This is a genomic window from Ohtaekwangia koreensis (assembly GCF_900167975.1).
In the GTDB taxonomy this organism is placed as follows: domain Bacteria; phylum Bacteroidota; class Bacteroidia; order Cytophagales; family Cyclobacteriaceae; genus Ohtaekwangia; species Ohtaekwangia koreensis.
The window spans coordinates 340,709-365,911 of the sequence record NZ_FUZU01000004.1 but is presented as its reverse complement, the minus strand read 5'-3'; the positions used below and the strand labels follow the sequence as shown (position 1 = coordinate 365,911).

Here is a 25,203-nt window from a genome sequence, read left to right as displayed (position 1 = left end):
ATAGCCGAAATGCTATATATACTACCGAAGACTTAGTTTGTCAGGCTCCACCCAGGTTGCTCTTGCCCGTACTGAAAATAAAAGCTCACGCGTATAGAATTGAAGCGGAAGTTCTTTTGAAGTCCACTCACTTTTGAAAAGCGTATCGCAAAGTTCTATCAACGGCAGGTTCACATTCTTCAGTATAAAATCGCGGATGATCTTGCTCCAGAAAAGTGTAAGCGTTTCGTGGTATCCTTTTTCATGTGTATTCTCGCCACCTGCGCTGATGTTATAAGTAATGATTCCGCTTCGTAGATAACAGATGGCCTCAAATTCAGAGTAATTTTTATTGAACCAAAGCGCGGTGATGAGGTGCGCTTCATGCGTCCATTGCTCTATTGGTAAGGTTCTGTTTTTAAAGCCATCGATCAAATGAAGAATCTCTGCTTCCGTTTTAAAAAAAGATGTGGTGAGGTCCGACATGGTATAGTAGTATAGCCAAGTAAATACGACTTTCTTGCTGTAAGGTTATACCTGTCAGATCACATATATAGGGGATGCGGATTATCTTGTTGCACCATCAAACCAGGTTTTGAAGTCCTGGACTTTTTCGCGGCTTACAATGATTTCCTTGTCAAACTCCTGAAGCAGTGTAATCTTTAAGCGACTGTTGGAATAAATCAGTACATCTTTAATCGCATTGATATTTACAATGAAGGTTCTGTTAATGCGAAAGAACACCTGCGGATCCAACACATCTTCCAATGATTCAAGTGTATAGTCAATGATGAATTTTTTATTCTGGTTCGTTACCAGGTATACATCTCGGCCTTCAGCATATAGCACGCTGATCTGATCGGTAGTGATGGAGCGAATATGCTCACCAACTTTCACCATGAAACGATTTTTGAACGCATTGCTTCGTGAAGCCGTAAAGGCCTGCTGGATCCGTTGCGACTGATCCGTATATAGTCTGAACTGCTCACGCAGTACACTCAGCTTGTGCAGACTTGCAGAAAGATCGGTAAAAGTGATAGGCTTCAACAGGTAATCTATACTATTAACCTTGAAGGCATCCAAAGCGAATTCATTATAGGCTGTTGTAAAAATAACAGGCTTACGCACCTGCACTTGTTGGAAAATCTGGAAGCTTAGGCCATCCGTTAGCTGGATGTCCATAAAGATAAGATCGATGTTGTCCTGGTTTTCCTGGAGCCACGGAACAGAGCTCTGTACAGAATCAAGCTGTGCTATAATTTGTATAGTCGCATCATATTTCAGCAGGTATCGCTCAAGTTTTTCTGCCGCGGGTATTTCGTCTTCAATGATAACAACCTTCATGTTATTTAATTATAGCGATGCCTTCTTCAACTTTTAATACCGGCAGTTTAATATAGCTTTCCTGATATGCCTTCACCTGGATCAATGGCAGATCGCTGTAAAGTGAATATGATTTCTGTAACCTGTTAAATGCAATTTTACTTCCTTGATCTGGCAGTAACCTGTCATTCAATTTACTTTGGATAATGATATACTCATCTTCCATATAGCACTGAATCACGAACGGCTCAAAGCGCGTAATGATACTATTACGGACTATACTTTCCAGGATGATTGGAAGTGAACCGGGAATGAGGCGTGCATCCGATGTTGTTTCTTTCAAGGATGTCTCAAAGACCAGTTGACCAAAGTATTTTTCATTCAGGATCTTGATCAGGTTCTTGCCTGCTTCGACTTCAGCATTGATCGCCACAAGTTCCTGGTGACGGTTGGTCAATACATACCGGTAAGCACTTGCCAGTGAATCAATATAGTCTTCTGCTTTATCGATATCACGATACATAATACCAATCAGGCTCTCCAGGCTTTCGTATAGTAGTTCAGGATTAATGTCCTGCTGAAATTCAATCATCTCCATTTCCAGTATATCACGTTGCTGCATCTCAGACTGTATTTTCAGTGTGTTTTCTTTTTGCAAATAGTAGTGGCTCAAGTAAAGAATGTTATAGAGCAGCGTTGTACTCACAAATATAAGGATGAAGATGAGTGCCTGGGTATCGCTCATGGAGAACCCAACTACGTACTGAAAATAAAGGCTGAGCGAGATCATTGCCAAACCGACCGAAATAAAGGTTGTGGTAATAACTTGTATAAGTACCAGAAAGCGTATTTGCTTTTGCATGGTATATCTCCTTAGCAGGATAATGATGAATCGGCAACTTTCAAACGTGAGGTATGTGAGCACAATGAATACATATACTTCTTCGCTTTTGAAGAGGTCATTCACCTGGGCCACGGTGTTGTTGATCATCAACGTCAGCAGGTATATAAGCACACCGTATACGGCAGGTGCTACAATCCGGAAAACGGGATGATTTATAAAATACTGTTTCATATATAATTTACTATTCCGGGTTTGCCGCTAGGCTTGTCTCAGGAAAGGTCTTTCTGTTTTTTCGTTCAAATGAATAAGAGGGAGCGACACACTGAATTTTTCATCATCGCGTACTTCTATTTTTTTATCCGTAAAGAGCTGATACCGTTTTTGAATATTCTCAAGTCCTACACGGAAAGATGTTACATTATCAATAACACCGGTTTTCGTATTCACCACTCTCAAATAAGAATTATCCTGTGCACTGATATAGATGAAAAGTTTTTTGTCACTCCGGATCGGGTTATGCTTCACGGCATTTTCAACCAGCATCTGCAAGGTGAGGGGAGGGATCTTGCTCTTCATAATTCCGGAAGGCAAGTTAATCTCCACATGCAATTGCTGCTGAAACCGGATCCGGAGTAAATAGTAATAGGACTGAACAAAGTCTACTTCCTCTTGTAACGTTACATATCGTTTGTGTTGCGTGGTGAGTATAAATTGATACGTCTGTGCGAGTCTACGAATAAATTGTTCTGCAGAAGGAAGATCTTTAAAGATGAGTGATGATATAGTGTTGAGGCTATTGAATAAATAGTGTGGACTGATTTGACTTTTCAATGCTTCAAACTGCAACTCTAACTGCCTGCGATCACGTTGCAAGGTTTCGATTTGTGTGATAGCATAATGCTGGTAAGAGAAGAGCAATGCATACACAATGTTATAGACGAACATGATCGTAAGCAGGAGTATAAGAATTTTCAGCACCAGGTCTTCATCTTTGGAAGAGAATCCTCGCCAGATGCTGTCGGGGCCTGCTACAGAAATCAATGCAGTGCCGGTTCCGAAGATGAGTATACCAACCAGTAATACATTGGCAGTATATCCGGTAAGCAATCGTGCTGCGAATTGATTGCTCCATGGAATCAGCCGGTCAAGTTTCCGATTGCTATACTTTAAAGCTACTCCGCATAAACAACCCAGCAGTATGCTGAACAATATTCCCAACGCATCTCTCTCCACATCGGGTGGACGTTCTGTTTCGCTAAAGTGTAGATAGGCATAAAGAACAAACGAAAAGACTGCCGGCAAGAACATGGTCACAAAAATTCTGCGAAGACCTTCACGCATACTGGTATAATAAGCGGGTTGATTCATGGCAGACCAATGTACCTATAAAATAAGAATTGCTCATCATGTATAGTTTATTAATCTTCATCATTTTAGTCTGCTTTCTTTGGTGCCAGGGAAACTGTAATGAAAGATATAGCTCGTTTAATCAATGGCGCGAACAGCTCTGCCATAGTATGATTCGGAAGAGATTGAGCGGGCCGCGTCACGGTATGCGTCTTTTAACGGACCACTTCCGGTTTTCACTTTTGGTGCAGCGGTCAGTAGGACCTCCGTTGCGTAATGATCGGACTCAATTCGCTTCGTGGTCTGCAGGATGCTGATCAATTGACTTTCACTGATCGTATTTGATGACAACGCCTTTTGAAGCACTTGTGTTTTATAATGATCACTTTCTATAGCGCCACATAAGTTCAGCACACTGCTAAACTGGCTTTCCGTTAATCCTTGCTTTTGTAATAAAGTAGTGAGCACGTCAGCGCGGTAGTGGTCTGACTCGATGGTACCTATAATTGTAAATGTAGCCGTGATGGTTTCGCTGGTGAGTTTGTTTTTTACCAGGTGTGTAATAAGCTGCGTGAGGTAATGATCAGACTCTATATCTTTAGCGGATTCAATCAGGCGCTGATAAGAAGTTTTCGAGATGCCGGGTTTATCCAAAGTCTTGGTAAGTACATCCGTTTTATAGTGATCAGACTCCATCGCTTTCGTGGTATTGATCAACTCTGCAAGTATAGCATCATTAAACGAAGGCTGCTTTAACAAAGTGGTTAGCACTTCCGTGATATAGTGGTCGGACTCCATCTTCGCAGCGGATTGAAGGATAACCGTGATGTTTTCAGGAGTTGTGGTTGTTCCCTGGAGCGCCTGTTTGATCACCTCCGTTTTATAGTGGTCGGATTCCATTTTATTGGTAACAGCAAATACTGCCGTTGCACCTTCTTTCGTCAGTAGAAATTTGCTGATGTTGGCCTTCAAAAATTCTGTGATGTAATGATCGGAATCTATTTTGTCGGTTACCGATTTTAAAACGGAAGTATACTCACTTTGCTGCAGCGGTTTCTTCATCAACAGGTTTGCATACTTGATCCGTATAGCATCGTTTTCCAATCTTTCGATTTCAGCAAGCGCAGCCGTGGTGCCACCTTGTTTATAGTATCGGTTCAGGCGACTCTCTGCAGAGATACCGGTAGAGCGAACAACTTCCGGAAGAATTTCAGCCAGCCATGATTTACCTTGTTCCCAGGATGTAAGTGTGCGGCCTTCGTAATATTCTTTTTTCATTTTGCCGCCGCCCAGCGATTCGATTTTAATCGTTCGCTTACTGCCGAAAGAAGTCTTGCTGATTTCAAGATAGCCATCGTCCGAGATAGATTTGATGTCTTGATCATCGTCAGTTACCTCAACGGTTCCTCGCATCTCTATATTAAATTCCATTCCATTGCGGGAAGATGAATACGAATAGCGTCCGTTTTTTATATGCGTATAGTTAGAGCTGGAAGATGCCGATTCTGTTTGGCCAAGTGCTGATCGTACAAGCATCAGGATCAGCGGAAGCATGAGTAACGCGGGGCGCGAAAGATATTTCATATACTGTGTATTTGTTGTAGTCTAATAACGGTACAAGGATGGGGATAAGATTCAAGCCTGGAAAGGGTATTGTAGTGAAGTGTTAAACGGATGTATTGAACTGTACAAACGGACACACGGAAAAGAACGATAAGTAGGTTATATACATTCAGCAAACGATTTCTTTGATACTATATGCGATGTTCATGAAGCGCTGTCACCGTATAGTGGACATTTTTTTGTGATTCAGCTTATCCCGCTAAAGATCGTGCTAGTAATTGTTTTTGGTTATTTTGTCTATTTAGTTGGTACTGTTCTTTAAGGTATACTATATTAGAATAAAAAAACCATGATAGGAAAACTGAAGAAGCGGATTGTGCTGATTGAAGAAGATGATAAACTTCGCGAAGGCCTTAGCTTTACCATTGAAAGGAGTGGAGCATATTCTCTGGTGAATTCCTATAAATTTTATAGTGACGCTGTAAAGCAAGTTCATCGTGACTGCCCGAATCTCGTGATCATTGATATAGCAGTCTCTGATATGGATGGCGTAGAAGGAATACGAACATTGAAAAGCCGATATCCGGCAGACATCATTGTATTTACTGAAGTAGATTCTCCTCAGGTCATTAATGATGTACTAAGTCTTGGTATCTGCGGGTATATTTTGAAAGATATAGCGCTGCCCGAGTTTATTCATTCCCTGGAACTCATTGTAAATGGAGGCGCGGTGTTAAGCCCCTCTATTGCTAAAACAGTGCTTGAGTTTTTTCACCTGAACCCCTATACACCACTTTCCAGTCGCGAAACGGACGTACTCAAACTGATCACACGGGGAAAGACCTATTCAGAAATTGCTTCCGAGCTAAATATAGCTGTGGAAACCTCCAAGACACACATTCGGAATATCTATAAAAAACTTAACGTCAATTCTAAATCAGAAGCCGTTCGCAAAGCGCTAAATGACAAATTGGTTTCAGTCGGAGTCGACTAGATAAACCATGTATACTTCTGAATTTTGGCAGGTGTGTTTTCTGTTTTCTTGTTATAGCGTTAGCTTTTAGTATTCACCTGTTCAATTTTTGCTGTCGTTTTAAAAGAACATTTTCTTCCCGGAATGCTCTCGTTGCTACAGCGTCTGTCTGTTGTGCATGTGTTTGTGAATTTCAATGTATAGCATTAACCTCCCTCAAAGGTGAAAATCGTATTACAGGAAGGTAATTAACGTCCTATACCACTTCGTTTTGCGATTAATTTTGTTGTGACCCATACTCATAAATTAACACGCACCTATAAAATTTATTTTTTCATGACGAACGAAAGTAAACAGGATTTTAAACCTCGCCTCGGCTTGCTTGACGCAACCATGATCGTTGCCGGATCAATGATTGGTTCAGGTATTTTTATTGTTACTTCTGAAATTACACGCAGTGTAGGAGGAGCAGGTTACCTGGTAGCGATGTGGGTGCTCACCGGTATAATTACAATCATCGCTGCCGTCAGTTACGGTGAACTTTCGGCAATGTATCCGAAAGCTGGAGGAATGTATGTATACCTGCGGGAAGCCTATAGCCCACTCATTGGTTTTCTCTACGGATGGACTTTCTTTACCATCATTCAGACGGGTACCATTGCAGCAGTAGGTGTGGCGTTTGCTAAATTTACTTCATATCTCATCCCGGTTGTGGGTGAAGAAAATATACTGTTATCGATTGGCGGATTCCAATTGAAAGCATCTCAACTTGTGTCTATCGCTGTGATTGTATTGCTAACCTATATCAACAGCAGAGGTGTTAAAAATGGAGCGTTCATTCAGACTTTTCTTACAATTATTAAAATCATTTCGCTGGCAGCCTTGATACTCTGCGGCTTTATATGGGGAGCAAAAGCAGAAACCTGGAATTTGAATTGGCAGAACCCGTGGACGGCATCAGGACTTTCCATGGAGAATGGACATATTGTGTCTTCAGTGTTATCAGGCCTTGCATTCTTTGGTGCGATTGCCATTGCCATGAAAGGGTCTTTATTCTCCAGCGATTCGTGGCATAACATCACCTTCATTGCCGGTGAAGTAAAGAATCCCAAGCGAAATATAGGCCTCAGCCTGATGTTGGGCACCCTGATCGTTACCGTAATTTATGTATTGACCAACCTGATGTATCTCGCGGTAATTCCGTTGGATGCTATAGCCTTTGCCAAAAGTGATCGTGTGGGGGTTGTAGCGGCAGAGTATATATTTGGTCCTGCGGGTACGATGATCATTGCCATTGCCATTATGATCTCTACGTTTGGTTGTAATAACGGACTGATCCTGGCAGGTGCACGCGTATATTATACCATGGCGAAAGATAATCTCTTCTTTGCCAAAGCGGGTGTACTGAACAAATATGAAGTGCCTGCCTATAGCTTGTGGTTACAATGTATCTGGGCTTCAGCGCTGTGCTTAACCGGTAAGTATAATGATCTGCTGGCGCTTGTAATCTTCGGTGTACTCATCTTTTATGTACTCACCATCATCGGTATATATATTCTTCGGAAGACGAAACCTGAAATACACCGCCCCTATAAAGCTCTTGGTTACCCCGTATTGCCGGCCATCTACATCATCGTGGCCTCCGGACTGGCGGTCTTGTTACTCATCTTCGAGACCCGGTATACATTTCCGGGACTGGCGATAATCCTGGCGGGCATTCCGGTATATTACTTCATCCTGAAAAGAAAAAATCAAGTAGTCCCTGTTGCTGAACCGTAATGAACATAAGCAGATACTTCTGGTATTTAACTATTATAATACTATTCGCAGTCTTCCAGGTGAAGGCGCAGACCGTTGGCGGTGCGATGAAATTTTCGGTCTCCATGGAAAATCCCAATACACATTATTATCATATAACACTTACATGTGAGGATGTGAAAGGTGAATACCTGGATTTCAAACTTCCTGCGTGGACGCCAGGTTATTACTGGCTTGTAAATTTTGCCAGGAATGTAGTGAGCTTTCGTGCAGAGACGAGTGATGGAAAACTACTCTCATGGCAGAAGACCACCAAGAACACATGGCGTGTTACAACAAAACAAGTAAAGACAGTAACCATCCGGTATGACGTTTATGCAAATACCCAATCTGTAGCAGACCCATTCCTCGATGAAGCACGAGGCTATATTTCTCCGGCAGGTGTTTTCATGTATATAGATGGAGCACTAAAGCATCCTTCTACCATCGAAATCAAACCGTATAAATCGTGGAATAAAATTACTACAGGGCTTGATTTAGTACCCGGTAAAAGCAATACCTATATAGCGCCAGACTTTGATGTACTATACGATAGTCCGATACTCGTTGGCAACCAGGAGATCTTGTCTTTTGATGTACAAGGGATACCGCACTTTATAGCATTTGAAGAACCAGAGAAATTTAATAAGCAGAAATTAGCTAGTGATCTGAAGCAGATGATCGAGAGTGCTGTAAAAGTTGTAAACGACATTCCGTATAAACACTATACATTCATTATCATGGGAGAGGGCAGAGGCGGTCTTGAGCACAGTAACTCAACGGCTGTGTTTTCCAACGGTGCAGTCTATAATAATGCGGACACTGAAGGCTATAAGCGATGGCTTAATTTTCTGACGCATGAATATTTTCATTTGTATAACATCAAATCCATTAGGCCGATAGCGTTGGGCCCTTTCAACTACGACCAGGAAAATTATACAAACATGCTCTGGGTATCCGAAGGCTTTACAGTATATTATGAATACCTGATCCTGAACCGAGCCGGGTTGATCAGCCGAAATGATGTGCTGAAGTTTCTGCAAGGCGATATACTTCAATATGAAAATATACCAGGAAGATTATTTCAATCTGCTACAGAATCAAGTTTTGATACCTGGATCCAGTTCTTTAACCGAAGCGACAACACCGCTAACACCACTATATCGTACTATAACAAAGGGGCGGTATTAGGCATGCTACTGGACTTGAAGATCAGGCATGAAACCAAAAACCGAAAATCGCTGGATGATGTGATGCGATCGTTATATACTATATATTTCAAAGAGAAGCAACGTGGGTTTACAGACGATGAGTTCAGACAAACCTGTGAGACTGTAGCCGGTACTTCTTTGCAAGAGATCTTTGAGTACGCTTCCACCACCCAAGCGATTGACTATAGTAAGTACCTTGCATATGCAGGATTGTCAATAGATGTAACTCCAGATAAAGCTTCAGGAGGACACCTGGGTGTTTCTTTTCAGAATGAAAGTGAGAAACTTATCGTCAGTCAGGTAGAATGGAATTCACCGGCATGGCACGCAGGTCTTAGCAGTCAGGATATCATACTGAAGGTAAACGAACAAAGCGCAAACCGGCAAAACGTTGAGCAAATTCTTAAATCGTCTCGTGCAGGAGATGTTATAAAACTTCAATATACACACCGCGGACGACAGCATGATGTGGCAATAACAGTCGGAGAAAGTATGTTGCATACGTTTGAGATGGCCCCTTTTAAAACTCCGGATGCACTTCAGGCTTTGATTTTAAAAGACTGGCTGCGAAACTGATCATCGATTTTTTATTTACAACAAGTGTATTTTTTACGTTTTAAAAAGTAATAAATTCATTACTTTTCCCTATGATAATATAGTATTACTACCTGCTAATCGAGGTAAAAACTTACCTGACGCATCGTAATAAATTTGTGCCATATATAACCAAATAGACTAGCTTATGAAGATTACATGGGAAGGGGTTTTTCCAGCCGTTACAACGAAGTTTACAAAGGATGACACGTTGGATTTTAATATGTTTGGTGTGAACATCGATAAACAGCTTGATGCCGGAGTGGATGGAATAATTATCGGAGGAACGCTGGGTGAGTCAAGCGTATTGACAAACGAAGAAAAGAATTCATTACTGAAATATACACTTGAAAAAGTAGAGGGTAAGGTTCCGGTGGTGTTAAACATTGCAGAAGGTTCAACACGTGAAGCGGTAAAGATTGCCGAGTCAGCAGCGAAGGCAGGTCTGAGCGGATTGATGATGTTGCCACCCATGCGCTATAAATCAGATCACCGGGAGACGGTTGCATACTTCAAAGCTATAGCAGAAGCTACTGATCTTCAGATCATGATCTATAATAATCCCGTGGACTATAAAGTTGAAGTTACGCTGGATATGTTTGAAGAACTAGCAGCCTGTAAAAATATAGATGCTGTAAAAGAATCTACACGCGATGTGGTGAATGTTACGCGCATGATCAATCGCTTCGGAGACCGCTTCAGCATAATGAGTGGTGTTGATACCCTCGCCATGGAAAGTCTGGTGATGGGAGCAAAAGGCTGGGTAGCCGGGTTAGTGTGTGCTTTCCCTGCGGAAACAGTCGCGATCTATAGACTGGTGAAGGCCGGTCGTATACAGGAAGCTGTAGAGATTAACCGTTGGTTCATGCCCTTGCTCGAACTTGATACCTATAGCAAGCTTGTGCAGTATATAAAACTTGCGGAAGCAGAGGCCGGGATCGGTACCGAAACTGTGCGCGCTCCGCGATTGACGCTTATTGGTAAAGAACGCGAAGAGGTTCTTAATATCATCCGCGAGGGAATTGAAAATCGCCCAGCATTACCTGACTATCTCAACCTGAAAAAGAAAGAAAAAGCTATACAAGTATAAAGATGAGTGACCAACGTGAAGATGTACTATATCGTGCAGAGAAAGCTTTTCAAGTATATAAGAAGATAACACCGCAGAAGCGTGCAGAATTTCTGTACGCTATAGCAGAACAGATCGATCTGTTAGGGGATGCATTGATTCAGGCTGCCATGGAAGAAACATGCCTGCCAGAACCGCGTTTGAAAAATGAACGCGGACGTACAACCAATCAGTTAAAGTCATTTGCGAAATTGTTAGAAGCGGGTGACTGGCTACAGGCATCCATTGATACTGGTGATCCCGAACGCAAACCTGCACCGAAACCGGATTTGCGTAAGATGCTATATCCGGTAGGGCCGGTTGTAGTATTTGGAGCGAGTAATTTTCCATTGGCATTTTCCACCGCGGGCGGAGATACTGCATCAGCGTTGGCGTCTGGCTGTACCGTTGTAGTGAAGAGTCATCCGGCACATCCACGTACGTCAAACCTCGTGGCCAATGCAATTCGTGCCGCTTTACAGCAATGCAATCTTCATGAAGATATATTTCAGGAAGTAACAGATACCAGTATAGAAGCCGGCCAGCAATTGGTAAAGCATCCGCTTACAAAGGCCGTAGCATTTACAGGATCATACCAGGGAGGAAAAGCCCTCTTTGATATAGCAAACCAGCGTGAAGAGCCTATACCTGTTTTTGCTGAAATGGGAAGTATAAATCCCGTGGTTGTATTGCCAGGTATTGTGCGCGAGAATAAAACATTGCCACCCACCCTGGCTTCTTCTATTTTGCTTGGCGCAGGACAATTTTGTACGAACCCAGGTCTACTCATCACGATCGATACAGATGGACTCGCTCCTTTCCTTCATAAGCTGTCAGCTGAAATAGCACAGGCTGCTCCTGGTACGATGTTGCACACCGGTATAGCGGCCAGTTACAAACATAAAAAATCGGAAGCGCTAAAACAGAAAGGCGTGCTGAGATTGGTGGAAGGTATAGCAGAGACAACGGACAGACAAGGCGCACCGGGGCTTGCATTAGTAGATGCTCACAACTTTATAGCAAATACAGTTTTAAAGGAAGAAGTATTCGGCCCGTATTCATTGATTGTAAAATGTGAAAATGAAAAGCAACTCCTCGCCGTGATAGAATCACTGAAAGGACAATTGACAGCCACCATCTTTGGATTGCCGGAAGAATTACCAGACTATCAGGATGTAGTTGATTCGTTGCATGCACGCTGCGGAAGGTTGATCTTCAACGGAGTGCCTACTGGCGTAGAGGTAACAAAAGCGATGCATCACGGAGGCCCTTTTCCATCCAGTACAGATAGTCGTTTTACATCCGTGGGAACAGACGCTATATATCGTTTCGTACGCCCTGTATGTTACCAGGATTTTCCTGAAGACCTGCTGCCGCTCGAATTGAAAAATAAAAATGAACTGAACATTTTACGATGTGTGAACGGAACATGGACACACAACGCCATAGAAACTTTTAATCTGCAACAAGCTTGAGGAAAACTTTTTTTTGCATCGATGCACACACGTGTGGCAACCCGGTAAGACTGGTAGCGGGCGGAGGCCCAATTCTGGAAGGTAAAAATATGAGCGAGAAGCGCCAGCACTTTCTTCGGGAGTATGACTGGATCCGTAAGGGACTAATGTTTGAACCACGTGGCCACGATATGATGAGCGGAAGTATACTATATCCGCCTACCGATCCGCAGAACGACATGGGTATACTCTTTATTGAAACCAGCGGCTGTCTTCCGATGTGTGGCCATGGTACAATTGGTACTGTGACGATCGCTATAGAGGAAGGATTGATCACACCCAAAACTCCGGGCACATTGCGTCTCGAAGTGCCGGCTGGTATCATTACCATAGACTATAAACAGGAAGGCAAGAAAGTAAAGTCAGTAAAGATCAGGAATATAAAAGCATACCTCGCAGCCGAAAATATAGTGGCGGAATGTCCCGATCTCGGATCATTAACAATGGACGTGTCCTATGGTGGTAATTTTTACGCTATTGTAGATGTACAGGAAAATTTTCCGGGTCTGGAACATTTCAAAGCTGAGCAGCTGATTGGCTGGAGTCGTACGCTGCGGAAGAACATAAATGCGAACTATACCTTTGTTCATCCGGATGATCCGACCATTAATGGATGCAGTCACATACTATGGGCAGGCAAGCCGATCGACTCATCGTCAACCGCCCGTAATGCAGTGTTCTATGGAGATAAAGCTATAGATCGCTCACCGTGTGGAACGGGAACTTCTGCACGTCTTGCGCAGTGGCACGCAAAAGGCAAACTTCAGAAAGGTGAGCCTTTCATTCACGAAAGTATAATCGGCTCTAAATTTATAGGGCGTGTGGAAGAAGAAACCGATCTGCATGGCAAGCCTGCTATTATACCCAGTATCGAAGGGTGGGCTGTGGTTACCGGGTATAACACTATCATCATGGATGATGAAGAAGACCCGTATGCACACGGCTTTCAGGTAATATAGTTTTACCTATATATCATATATAAACTATCAATAGATCAGCACATGAAAAACGTTGCCATTATAGGCGGGGGAATTATAGGATTAAGCACGGCATATTATTTAGTAAAGGCTGGTCACACGGTAACGATATTTGATCAGGGCGATCTGTTGGACAATTGTTCTGTCGGTAATGCAGGGATGATTGTCCCGAGTCATATTATACCCTTGGCGGCACCCGGCATGATCTCGAAAGGTATACGGTGGATGTTTAACGCGCAGAGCCCGTTCTATGTGAAGCCTCGTCTCAACGGACAACTTATCAAGTGGGGCATTCAGTTTTATAAACACGCCACACACGATCACGTAGCACGCGCAATCCCGGCACTGAAAGATATCAGTATATATAGTAAAGCTATGTACCAGCAAATGGCGCACGACAACCCATTTGATTTCAGTTACCAGGAGCGCGGCTTGCTGATGCTATACCAAACAAAAGAAACAGAGAAGGAGGAAGCAGAGACTGCACATATAGCCAACAAGAATGGCATTGAGGCGCAGATTCTCTCGGCTACAGAAATCCAAAAACTTGAGCCGGAAGTAAAGGTAACGGTACGCGGTGGAGTATACTTTCCCGGAGATGCACACCTGATACCTCAGCAGTTGGTTAAGAATTTAATCGACTATCTGAAAAAGAATAATGTAACATTCCATACGAACACACCGGTTACAGACTTTACTACTAAAAGTGATTCTATTGCAAGTATGGCAGCTTCTGGCGAGAATCGGACGTTTGATGAATATATATTGGCGACAGGAGCGTGGTCTGGTATATTCAGTTCGAAACTTGGATTGGATCTTCCGCTTCAGGGAGGCAAAGGATATAGCTTTACGCTAAATGATGTTCCCAAGAATATACATATACCATCTATTCTATTGGAAGGTCGCGTAGCCGTTACCCCAATGGGAAATTCTTTGAGGTTTGGCGGCACCATGGAAATCAACGGCGTAGACCGATCTATTAATATGAAGCGAGTGAAAGGTATCGTGAATACTATTCCTGCGTACTACCCTGAGATGAATGTAGCTGTCCCTAAACAAGAAGAAGTCTGGCGTGGCCTGCGTCCGTGCTCACCGGATGGTTTACCCTATATTGGCCGCTCGACACGTTTTAAAAACCTCGTAATTGCCACCGGTCATTCCATGATGGGGCTCAGCCTCGCACCCGGCACTGGTCAGTTAGTGACATCACTGGTGAATAACGAAAAGACTGCTATACCACTGGACCCGTTTGATCCGGAGAGATTTAAGTAAGAGATAATAACAAACTGGCCGGGAATTTTTTCCGGCTTTTTTTTATTTCCATGATTATTGCTGTGTTCAGAAGATGTAACCCATTCCATGCATATAGTTTGTGATAAAATAATATCACAATGGGATAATATCTTATAAGCTATTGTTCAATAGTAAAGTAAATTCGTTAATAGTATTTTTTTTGTTTCGGTATAGAGTTCAATATATACCTGATAATTCTATTTGCCATAGCATACTGTTCTGGCTTGCTATCAATACGTCCTTATTTTTTATCATATATATCACAACGTAAATTGTTGTGATACTTATACTATACATATATAGATACATCGGTTAATGTGTTAAATGATACCTTTAATCGAGGGATAATATACTATTAGCATTAGTTAATATAGCGTGAATTATCGCATGGTGTCAGTGTTACATTTAATATATAAATGACGTACACTATTAACACTATTCTATGAAGGAATTTTTTACAAAGAAAATGTTCCGGCTTGCGTTTTGGGTATTGACGCTGATAGCCGCGAAGGATGGTTACGCACAACAGACCGTGAATGGTTCTGTTCTGTCCGAAACCAATGAAGGCATGCCTGGAGTTAACATCGTTCTAAAGGGTACCACCAATGGAACAACAACAGATGTCGATGGAAAATTTGTGATCACTGTGCCCGGCCCGGAATCCGTTCTTGTGATAAGTTTTGTTGGATATGGGACAGAGGAGTTTACGGTAGGTAATCAATCTCAAATCGATGTGAGACTAACACCCGATATAGCCTCATTGCAAGAGGTCGTTGTTATAGGTTATGGAACGCAACGCAAACAAGATGTAACCACCGCCGTGACGCAAGTTAAGCCCAATGAATTTGTTCCTGGAGCGGTGCGTAATGCTGGTGAATTATTGCGTGGTAAAGTTGCCGGATTAACCTTGAGCACTTCTTCAGGTGATCCGGATGCGGGAGTAGAAATTCTTTTGCGTGGTATCACATCAATCTATGGATCTTCCGCTCCCTTGGTTTTAATTGACGGATATACCGGGGATATGAATTCTATATCACCGAATGATATAGAGTCGATTGATGTTTTGAAAGATGCTTCCGCATCCGCTATATATGGAACCCGGGGTAAGAATGGTGTCATCTTAATCACTACAAAAAAAGCAAAGGCAGGTCTTCAGCCTGTAGTGGAGTATTCCGGATATGTAGCGACTGAGTCCTTTAACAGGAAAGCTAATTTTATGGATGCGGGAGACGTAAGAGCACGCATAACCGAAGGAGTGATTGATCCTTCTTATGACCTCGGTGCAACCACGGACTGGCTGGATGAGATCACGCGTAAGCCGATCAATCATTTCCATAATATTTCATTACGTGGTGGAACAAGTCTTACACAATATGCCGCGAACGTGAGTTATCAAAAAGCAGATGGTATGTTCATCGGGTCCAACAACGAAGAGTTCAAATTAAGAATGGATCTGACGCACTATATTATAGAAGACAAGTTGAAAGTAAATTTCAACGTACTGAAAGGACTTCAAAAGTATGGAAGTTTCAATGGCTGGACCTATAGACAAGCATTGATTCGAAATCCAACGGATGCAGTGAAAGATGAAAATGGAGACTGGGTTGAACATGGTGATCAATTCCAGTATGAAAATCCATTGTCCTTAATAAAAGAACAGGTATATGACGACAAATCTCAGTGGACATGGTTAACCGGTTCCATGAGTTATTTTCCCGTGGATAATCTTGAATTGAAAATTGTCGGCTCACAGCATCAATGGAGTAATGAGACAGGTACATATCAAACGAAGAAGCATATCTCCAATGTTCGTGATGGAAGAAATGGTGTTGCTTATGTAGGCAATGGTGCCACGACCGAGAACTTCCTGGATTTAACAGCAGACTATACCAAGTCATTTGGCCTGCACAGAATTTCAGGTTTGTTAGGCTATAGCTATATAGATTATACAAACTCAGGATCGTCCATAACTAACTTTAATTTTCCAACCGATAATTTTTCGTATCACAGCATTGAGCAGGGAAGAGCTTTAAAGGAAGGTCTTTCTGGAGCAGGTGTTGATAGCTATAAATCCGATTGGAAACTGATTGGTTTTTTCGGACGTGTAGGATATGGATTTAATGACAAGTATAACGTGTTGGCGAGTGTTCGCTACGAAGGCTCTTCGCGTTTTGGAAATGATAACAAGTGGGGACTATTCCCTTCCGTTTCTGCAGGATGGACGATCAGTAAAGAAGGTTTTCTTTCTGATGTAGCGGCTATCAATATGTTGAAGCTGCGGGTAGGGTATGGACGAACCGGATCTATATCAACCGACCCTTATCAATCACTCACACGCTATGCATATAGTGCTTCACAATTTTATTTCAATGGTACTGATTGGGTAAGTATACTTCAGCCGGTTGCAAATACCAATCCTGATCTGGGGTGGGAAACCAATATAGAGTATAATATAGGTCTTGATTTTAGTGTCGTTGATAGCAGGGTTTCCGGTACAATTGATTATTATGATCGCAAGCTGGAGGACCTGGTGTTTGACTATCCTGTTCCGGTACCACCCAACCTGATTAGCACTACGCGCGCCAATGCTGCTACTATGACGAATAAAGGCGTTGAGATATCACTGAATATTATAGCGGTGAAGAATGATAAATTTGAGTGGACTACAAATTTCAATTATTCCTTGAACAAGAATAAACTCAAATCATTGTCCAATGAAAAATTCAAAGTAGAGAATGACTTTTTCTATGCAGGGTATACAGGCGATCCCATCCAGATGACTACACACAAGATCGAAGTAGGAAAAGCGATCGGAAGTTTCTATGGCTATAAAAGTGTTGGGTTGGAAGAAGATCCGGATAATGCAGGGGAAGGTACATGGCTTATCCAGGGAGCGAACGGTGAAGTTAAGCCGATTGCAGATGCAACAGAAGATGATCGCCAGATTCTTGGAAATGGATTGCCCCAGTGGTACCTCGCATGGAACAATTACATGAAGTATGGAAACTTTGATATGAGTATAACCATGCGTGGTGCTTTTGATTACCAGGTTCTGAATTTTCAACGAATGTTCTATGAGAATCCAACGATAGTATATAACAGGCTCAGAACATCATACGATAAAATTGATGGACTTACATTGGCGAGTCCTCAATCATACGTAAGCTATTATATAGAAGATGGAGATTTCTGGAAGATTGACAACGTCACTATTGGGTATAATTTCAATCGCGACAAGACGAAGACCTTTAAAAATGCGCGGGTATATATAGCTGGTTCGAACCTGGCAACCATCACGGGATATAAGGGTATAGATCCGGAGGTAACCCGCACAGGACTGGCCCCGGGTAACGATGATCGTGACAAGTATCCGACAACCCGAACTTTTACGCTTGGGGTTAATCTCACATTTTAATTCTTAAAGCATCACTTTATGAAAACATTGAATAGAAAGATATTTATAGCATCGTTTTTTTTGCTAAGCTTTATATGCTCCTGTACCGACCTCGATGAGACGCCAACCGATGTATTAACGGATAAAGATTTAGGTAACTCCCCGGAGATCCTGCAGGCACTTACTGCCCCGGTATATACCAGCCTTACCAATGTTATGTTTGGATGGCATGGCTTTTTTGATCTACAGGAAGAATGCGCAGATATTATTGTTACACCTGCACGCCCGAATGGCTGGGTGGATGGTGGTACCTATAAGGCTATGCACATGCATACCTGGAATTCATTTCAGTCTCAGCCCGGTGCTTTGTGGAGCAGAGTATATAATGCGCTGAATATTTTGAACAGCGCTATCGGTACATATGAAAGTATGGAGGACGTAGGTACGCTCGTTGAGGAACTAAGAGCGCTACGCGCATTTTATTATTACTTACTCCTCGATAATTTTGGCAATGTTCCTATAGTAACGGAGGATGATTTGTCGAAGAAAGATTTTCTACCCGAACAGAACACACGAGCAGAAGTTTTCGACTTTATCGAGAGCGAACTACTGGAGGTAATCCCTGTTCTCAGTGAAGAAAAGGTATATGGTAAAATGAACAAGTGGGCTGCACGCATGGTGCTGGCAAAGGTATACCTGAACGCTTCGGTGTATATAGGGCAAACAAAATGGGACGAAGCCATCGAACAAGTAGATGATATTATTACTAACGGAGGTTTCCAGCTTGAAAGTAACTATCAATCAAATTTTATAGTAGAGAACGAAAACTCCGATGAGCAGATTTTCTCGATTGTTTTCGATGCGACACGTTCGGGCTGGTTCCACTATCCCTGGAAGACGTTGCATCCTTCGAGTGCTGCCACATACGATCTGGGCTCTCAGCCCTGGGGTGGAAGCTGTGCTATTCCTCAATTCATTGATACGTATGATGAGGATGATAGCCGTCTGAATATATGGATACGTGGTCCACAGTTTGCGAGTGACGGCAGCCCGGTATATAATTCAATGGACCCTGCATTGGTAAATGTACAACTCAACTATACCAAACAAATTGGTAATGTTGATGAAACCCAGGAATATGAAGGATACCGTGTAGGTAAATTTGAAATTGAACGCGGTGTAACCGGAAATGCCATTAGTAATGATGTGCCCTTTTTCCGATATGCAGATGCACTCATGATCAAAGCAGAATGTTTATTGAGAAAAGGCCAGGCTGATGCTGCTGCGGAAATCGTGACAACCGTACGACAACGCGCATTCTCAACGGATCCTGATAAGGCAACCGTAACCGGAGCCGAGCTGCAAGAGGGAAGTAAATATAATTATGGCACCTATAAAGCTGGTGTAATGCTCACCACGGAAGGTGGCGATGATATACAATACGGTAGATTTCTGGACGAGTTGGGATATGAATTTGCTGCCGAGTTTCATCGCAGACAAGACCTGATTCGATTTGGTGTATTTACATCGAAGTCATGGTTGACCCACGTACCCAATGGTGATCACCGGATAATATTTGATATACCTCAATCCGTTCTGGACGCGAATCCAAATTTGTCGCATAATCCAGGATACTGATAGAGAGTTTGTGGCATGTAGTGAGCCCGGCTTATATCTGGATATATAGTATTCAGTATGAGCCGGGCTTTGTGTTTTTTTAACTGCTATAGATAGTCAAAGTGAAGACCTATTCGCTTTTTATATAAAGTATTTTAATTACTATATAAATCGGAGGAAACCGCATTGCTTACTTTTATAACTAATGTTAGGTGTTGTAACTTATTTCTTTTATGCTCAGCTAACATTGTATCAGCGTCAGCTATCTTAATACTATATATCATAATTGTATACCAACTGTCGTTCTAACAAGACAAAATAATATTATCATGAGATAATATCAGAGGCAGGTATAGCTTCTCATAACTATAAATTAGTAGGTATCAAACCTAAAATCTAATAATTGCCTATGAGAAGAACAATTACACAGCCCGCTTTGCGGTTGTTGTTGGTCGTCACATGTATGATGACCGTGACACAACTGGTACATGCTCAAGTATCCGCTACCGGAAAAGTAACTGACGAAACCGGTTCTCCTCTTCCTGGTGTCAGCGTTCTGGTGAAAAGTACCAGCCGAGGTACTGTTACCGATGCAAATGGAGATTTCTCTTTGCAGGTGTCTCCGGAAGAAACGTTGACCTTCAGTTTCATCGGGTTCAAAATTCACGAAGTCCCGGTAGGCTCACAAACCACTTTCACAATTCGCATGGAACCGGACGCGCATCTTCTTAAAGAAGTAGTCGCTATTGGTTATCAGAATATAGATCGTGAGCTGTCCACAGCATCGATATCAACCGTACGTGCCAGGGATATAGAAAATATACCTGTGCCGAGTGCTAACCTTGCCCTGCAAGGTAAAGTCGCAGGCTTAACGGTGCTTGCATCTTCCGGAGAACCGGGCGCTGTAAATAGTGTAATGATCAGAGGCTCGAGTAATCTTCGCGATCCTTCTTTAGGTTCACGTACATTCCCGCTATATGTAGTAGATGGTGTATTGTTTGATATGAATGAGATTGGCTCTTCTGCTACCGGTACCGATCCATTGTCCATGATCAACCCGAATGATATAGAGTCTATCGATGTGTTAAAAGATGCTTCTGCTTCCACCATCTATGGGTCACGTGCAGCGAACGGTGTAATCATTATAAAAACGAAACGTCCCAAAGATGGTAAACCACAAATCCGTCTGAATTTATATGGCGGTGTTTCGCTGAAGCCGCAGATGATGCCAGTATATGCCGGAGTAGCCGAGCGTAGGTATAAAATGGATATGATTAAAAAATACGCTCCGCGCAATGAGCTGCTATATGAGCAACTTACTCCTTTTCTCACAGACAGTTTAAATCCCGCTTTTAATAATAATACCGATTGGCAAAACATGTTTTTGCAGAATGGGACACTCAGCAATCTTGATTTTTCAATTGCCCAGATGAATGAAAAAAGTTCGTATCGCGTTTCGTTTAACCATTATGGCGAAGAGGGAACATTGATCAATACAGGTTTCAAAAGATACCAGGCAACGGTAAACCTGGGCGCAACGCCATCGGAAAGGCTGCACATGGACCTGACGTTGATTGGTTCATTCTCCGACAGAAAACGAGGGAATGGACTCCAGGATAAATACCCGTTTGCTCCTTGGAATTTCCCTTCATCATTCTGGCAGATCACCGATCGTGAACTGGGTATATATACCGGGGCCTATAATGATGTACGTGACAAGAATACCGATGTATATACTTCCGCTAATTTTAAAACTGATTTGAAGTTATTCAGTTTCCTGCACTGGAATGTAAACGCCAGTGGTTTTATAACGAACAGCCGAAGAGATTTCGCTCAAGCGTCCACCATCAGTAGTTCCGGAACAGCCGAAGCGTATCTCGATGAGAATACATCTACAAACTGGGAGGTAGAACAATACTTTAGTTTCGAAAAGTCGTTCGGTAAAAATAACGTTGGTGCAATCTTCGGATCAAGTGCTAAGCTTTTCCAAACCAAGCATACGTTCTTCCGGGCAACCAATCTTAACTCCGATTACTATAAAACACTGCAGTCTATCAACCCGAGCTATCTCGATCCAAGTTCCAATACATATGTAGCGGACTATTCACGCGCAGCAGTTTTTGCTCGGATAAATTATGATTACGATGGTAAATATCTATTCTCTGCTAACTGGCGGATGGATGGGACGTCACGCTATAGCAGCGGCAATCGTTGGGTACATTTTCCTTCTGTATCGGCAGGGTGGATTTTGTCGAAGGAACGTTTCTGGCCCGCTGCCTTAGGTGTTAATTTCTTTAAAGTGAGAGGAAGTTATGGTGTAACCGGATATGATCCGGGCGATCCATATTCCGCATACCGTAAGCTTACTTCGTATTCCACCGGTTGGTGGCAGGGGCTTGATGGCTATGGTGTAACAACGTATGGCGGACAGCCAACGATGTTCACCAACTATCAAACAACCGCGTCTGGTAGCAGTTTATCATGGCAGAAAGATCCACAGTGGAATATAGGCTTTGATACGCACTTGCTCGATGACAGAATCACGTTGACTGTAGATTTCTATCACCGCGAGTCCAGAAATATACCATTGGAAGTATCATTGCCTTCTACCACCGGATATACTACAGGCTATAGGAACGTTGCTTCGGTATTAAATCAAGGTGTTGAGATCACGCTCTCAACCAGTAACCTGCCGGAGATATTCCCGGTGCGGTGGAACACCAATTTTACCTTGGCGATAAATAAAAATATGATCACGGCATTGCCGAATGGTGGACGAACATTTAAGGCAGGACCACCTTGGTTACAATATACGCTCACAAAAGGAAGGCCTATATATGAATATAGTGTATGGCAGGTAGATGGTGTATATGATTCAGATGAGCAAGTGCCTGTAAATCCGCTCACGGGTGAGCGTATGAAATGGTATGGCTATACATACTTCGGTGCAGGAGACCCTGCCAGACGCGATATGAATGGAGACTATAACATTGATGACCTCGACAAGGTAACGATGGGAAATCCAAATCCTAAGTATGCCGGAGGTTTCAACAATACCTTTGAGTATAAAGGAATCACTGTGGGTGCATACTGCTATTTTGTATATGGCAGAAAACTATGGAATGGATTCTTCTCCGATAAATTCAATGGCTCACAGCGTTATTATAGTGATTGGGGAAATCACTCCGGACCAGCTTCAAGTTTTGAAGACTTGTCCTTCTGGACAGGCCCTGAAGGTAATCCGACATTCCCTGGAATCTTCGGTGACAACAATGTCGATAATTATCACATTGCTAACTCCTACTTTATTGATGACGGTTCATTCTTTCGCCTTAAGAATATACAGCTCGGCTATGATTTTCCCAGGGGAATACTGGATAAAATAAAATTACAACGGCTGAGAGTATATGGTATATGGGAAAATGTAAAGGTATGGCATAACGCTAATCTTCCCGATCCGGAAGTAGGCGATCCTTCTGGCTATACGCGTGGTGATGGTTATCCACTCCCACATAAATTTACCTTAGGCATCGATATAAATTTATAACCGAAAACGAATTTCAAGTATGAAAAATATATCTATAGCATTGACTATAATACTGCTGAGCATTCTTTCCGGTTGTAATGATTTCCTGGAACGTGAACCGGTGAGTGTAGCAGTAGATGAAAAATTCTGGACTACTAAATCCGAAGCAGAGTCTGGTGTAAACGGAGGATATTCCTTGCTGCGTGAATCACTGCTTAACATCATGGCGTACTTCGCCTATGGCGATCTTCCTACAGAAGAATTTGCCAGTGTTGGAGGGTATGATTATGATCCCGTTCGTTTTTATAATTTAGAATTATCTGTACCGGTAGCAGAGACATGGCGGCCCATGCGTCACTATCGTGATTGGACAAATTTCTTTCGCGTAATTGATCAATCGAATCGTGTCATTGCCAGGATCAGTTCAATGAGTGATGAATCGTTCACGACTGTAACTGAAAAGAATCACTTGATTGGTGAAGGATATTTTTTGCGTGCCTTCACATATTTCTATATGAGCCGTATTTGGGGAAGTGTACCATTAATACTGGAGCCATACAACGATCCACTGACAGCTTCCTTTTTTGTACCCCGTTCCAGTGAGACAGATGTACATGCGCAAATTACCGCAGATATAGCCATGGCCATCGAGCTGCTCACCACCGAGGTGCGCGGCTTAAAGGGATCACGTGCTACAAAAGCAACAGCCTATGCGTTGCAAGCACACTTTGCAGCATGGCGTGGTGAATATCAGGGAACCATAGATGCGCTTGATGCATTCGAAGCGCAGGGCGATTATAGTTATGACTCGGCAACGCAAACGGGGTATCTCAATCGCTTTTATAAAGGCACATCCCAAGACAATGTATTTTTTATTCCTCGGCTGCTGGATAACAACGAGAGCAGCAGTGCCTGGGGTGGAGCTATAGATGGAGATATAGGGAATGTTACTGGGGTATGGATCGAGGGTGATGTGCGGCATCATATTGATTTGCGCTCAGAGCCGGTATGGTCTGTTAACGCTTCTAATCTTTCCAATCTATACGAAGCAAAGGATGCGCGATTGCTTTTCGGTTTTAAATATGTAGGTACGTCTAGTGCAACGATCATCAAGTATTGCAACTTCAACCTCGGAAGTGAGTCGTGGCGCGCACGATATTCGTATGTGTTGAATATATTCCGCTATACTGAACTACGTTTACTAAAGGCAGAAGCACATGCAGCGCTGGGAAATAGCCAGGCCGAAGATATACTGAATGAAGTCCGTAATTCAAGGGGGCTTAATCCCTGGACGGGCACAGGCGATATATATGAAGAAGTAATGGATGAACGCGCTCGCGAGCTATACCTGGAGGGCCATCGCTTTTATGATTTGGTACGTATGGCAAAATATAAAGGTGTTTTCAAATTTGAAAATATGTCGCAGCCTGATTTTAGTGCAGGTAAATATTACTGGCCGGTAGACCCGATTTTGTTTACCAATAACCCGGCATTGAAACAAACCGAATTCTGGAGTAGTTTATTATAACATTCTGACGAAATATACTATTATGAATAAATACATATTTGGCACACTGCTGCTCATCGCCTTCATCAGCGCCTCGTGTGATTATGAATACCTCACCGATGGTGGTGTTCACGACCCCAAGGTAGATATGACTACCTATGACTATCTGAACACGCATTCCTGGAAAGTGTTTGATACCTTGATCTTGCTCATTGATCATAACAACATGAAAGATGAACTGAATAGGGCAGGTACATTGCTGGCGGTAACGGATTATAGTTTCAAAAAATATATGCTTGCTAACTGGACTCTGGATTCCTTAAAAAAACATGTTACTGCAGATACGTTACGAAACTATTTATTCGAACAACCTATTCTCTGGGCGGATCTTTCTGTTGAAGCAAAAGATTATCAGAGTATATCTGGAAAAGAATTACAATTTCAGTTGAAGGAACAAACCGATGGTTATTATTCCGAGTGGACAGCCTCACCGGTATATCGACTGGCAATCAATCGTGTTCGCGAATCTTCTACCTCTGCTATAAATTATTGCCAGACTAGCAATGTACAGACCAACACCGGTGTGATCCATGCAATGGAAAATATGCACGTATTTAATTTTGGTTACCATTAAAT

17 protein-coding genes are annotated in these 25,203 nt (G+C 42.5%); 12 read left to right on the top strand and 5 right to left on the bottom strand.

What is annotated here, in order from left to right:
* Positions 1 to 21: 21 nt before the first annotated feature.
* The 5 genes from B5Y40_RS24850 to B5Y40_RS24830 all read right to left on the bottom strand — a co-directional run bounded on the left by B5Y40_RS24850 (position 22) and on the right by B5Y40_RS24830 (position 5,077).
* A complete protein-coding gene (locus B5Y40_RS24850; protein WP_079689567.1) occupies positions 22 to 465 on the bottom strand; it encodes a hypothetical protein in 444 nt (147 codons plus the stop codon).
* A gap of 81 nt (positions 466 to 546) precedes the next feature.
* The gene (locus B5Y40_RS24845; RefSeq protein WP_079689566.1) at positions 547 to 1,323 is read right to left on the bottom strand and encodes a LytR/AlgR family response regulator transcription factor; all 777 of its coding nucleotides are present in this window, start codon (positions 1,321 to 1,323) and stop codon (positions 547 to 549) included.
* A gap of 1 nt (position 1,324) precedes the next feature.
* On the bottom strand, positions 1,325 to 2,377 hold the full coding sequence (locus B5Y40_RS24840; RefSeq protein ID WP_079689565.1) for a histidine kinase: 1,053 nt from the start codon (positions 2,375 to 2,377) through the stop codon (positions 1,325 to 1,327).
* Positions 2,378 to 2,404: 27 nt separating this feature from the next.
* Positions 2,405 to 3,514, bottom strand: a complete 1,110-nt coding sequence (locus B5Y40_RS24835; protein WP_079689564.1) for a sensor histidine kinase — start codon at positions 3,512 to 3,514, stop codon at positions 2,405 to 2,407.
* Positions 3,515 to 3,631: 117 nt separating this feature from the next.
* Positions 3,632 to 5,077 (bottom strand): hypothetical protein, encoded by a 1,446-nt coding sequence (locus B5Y40_RS24830; protein ID WP_079689563.1) that lies wholly within the window; start codon positions 5,075 to 5,077, stop codon positions 3,632 to 3,634.
* Between the two features lie 328 nt (positions 5,078 to 5,405).
* Here B5Y40_RS24830 and B5Y40_RS24825 point away from each other — a divergent pair, with 328 nt between their 5' ends.
* The 12 genes from B5Y40_RS24825 to B5Y40_RS24770 all read left to right on the top strand — a co-directional run bounded on the left by B5Y40_RS24825 (position 5,406) and on the right by B5Y40_RS24770 (position 25,201).
* The gene (locus tag B5Y40_RS24825; RefSeq protein ID WP_079689562.1) at positions 5,406 to 6,050 is read left to right on the top strand and encodes a response regulator transcription factor; all 645 of its coding nucleotides are present in this window, start codon (positions 5,406 to 5,408) and stop codon (positions 6,048 to 6,050) included.
* A 315-nt stretch (positions 6,051 to 6,365) separates the two neighbouring features.
* On the top strand, positions 6,366 to 7,808 hold the full coding sequence (locus tag B5Y40_RS24820) for an APC family permease (RefSeq protein ID WP_079689561.1): 1,443 nt from the start codon (positions 6,366 to 6,368) through the stop codon (positions 7,806 to 7,808).
* Complete coding sequence (locus tag B5Y40_RS24815) at positions 7,808 to 9,613, top strand: M61 family metallopeptidase (RefSeq protein ID WP_079689560.1); 1,806 nt, start codon at positions 7,808 to 7,810, stop codon at positions 9,611 to 9,613. Before B5Y40_RS24820 ends, B5Y40_RS24815 begins: the two co-directional genes overlap by 1 nt.
* A 172-nt stretch (positions 9,614 to 9,785) precedes the next feature.
* Positions 9,786 to 10,721: a dihydrodipicolinate synthase family protein gene (locus tag B5Y40_RS24810; RefSeq protein ID WP_079690005.1), complete on the top strand. Its 936-nt coding sequence runs from the start codon at positions 9,786 to 9,788 to the stop codon at positions 10,719 to 10,721.
* Between the two features lie 2 nt (positions 10,722 to 10,723).
* A complete protein-coding gene (locus B5Y40_RS24805) occupies positions 10,724 to 12,214 on the top strand; it encodes an aldehyde dehydrogenase (NADP(+)) (protein WP_079689559.1) in 1,491 nt (496 codons plus the stop codon).
* Positions 12,211 to 13,212, top strand: coding sequence for a 4-hydroxyproline epimerase (locus B5Y40_RS24800; RefSeq protein WP_079689558.1), 1,002 nt, complete (start codon positions 12,211 to 12,213; stop codon positions 13,210 to 13,212). The genes B5Y40_RS24805 and B5Y40_RS24800 overlap by 4 nt, the downstream gene beginning before the upstream one ends.
* Positions 13,213 to 13,254: 42 nt before the next feature.
* A complete protein-coding gene (locus tag B5Y40_RS24795; RefSeq protein WP_079689557.1) occupies positions 13,255 to 14,502 on the top strand; it encodes an NAD(P)/FAD-dependent oxidoreductase in 1,248 nt (415 codons plus the stop codon).
* Between the two features lie 463 nt (positions 14,503 to 14,965).
* A complete protein-coding gene (locus B5Y40_RS24790) occupies positions 14,966 to 17,938 on the top strand; it encodes a SusC/RagA family TonB-linked outer membrane protein (RefSeq protein ID WP_079689556.1) in 2,973 nt (990 codons plus the stop codon).
* 18 nt (positions 17,939 to 17,956) lie between these two features.
* Entirely contained in the window at positions 17,957 to 19,555 is a 1,599-nt protein-coding gene (locus B5Y40_RS24785) for a RagB/SusD family nutrient uptake outer membrane protein (protein WP_079689555.1), read from the top strand.
* Between the two features lie 388 nt (positions 19,556 to 19,943).
* Positions 19,944 to 23,081, top strand: coding sequence for a SusC/RagA family TonB-linked outer membrane protein (locus tag B5Y40_RS24780; protein WP_079689554.1), 3,138 nt, complete (start codon positions 19,944 to 19,946; stop codon positions 23,079 to 23,081).
* A 19-nt stretch (positions 23,082 to 23,100) separates the two neighbouring features.
* The gene (locus tag B5Y40_RS24775) at positions 23,101 to 24,588 is read left to right on the top strand and encodes a RagB/SusD family nutrient uptake outer membrane protein (RefSeq protein ID WP_079689553.1); all 1,488 of its coding nucleotides are present in this window, start codon (positions 23,101 to 23,103) and stop codon (positions 24,586 to 24,588) included.
* Positions 24,589 to 24,610: 22 nt separating this feature from the next.
* Positions 24,611 to 25,201: a hypothetical protein gene (locus B5Y40_RS24770; RefSeq protein WP_079689552.1), complete on the top strand. Its 591-nt coding sequence runs from the start codon at positions 24,611 to 24,613 to the stop codon at positions 25,199 to 25,201.
* The last annotated feature ends 2 nt before the right edge of the window (positions 25,202 to 25,203 follow it).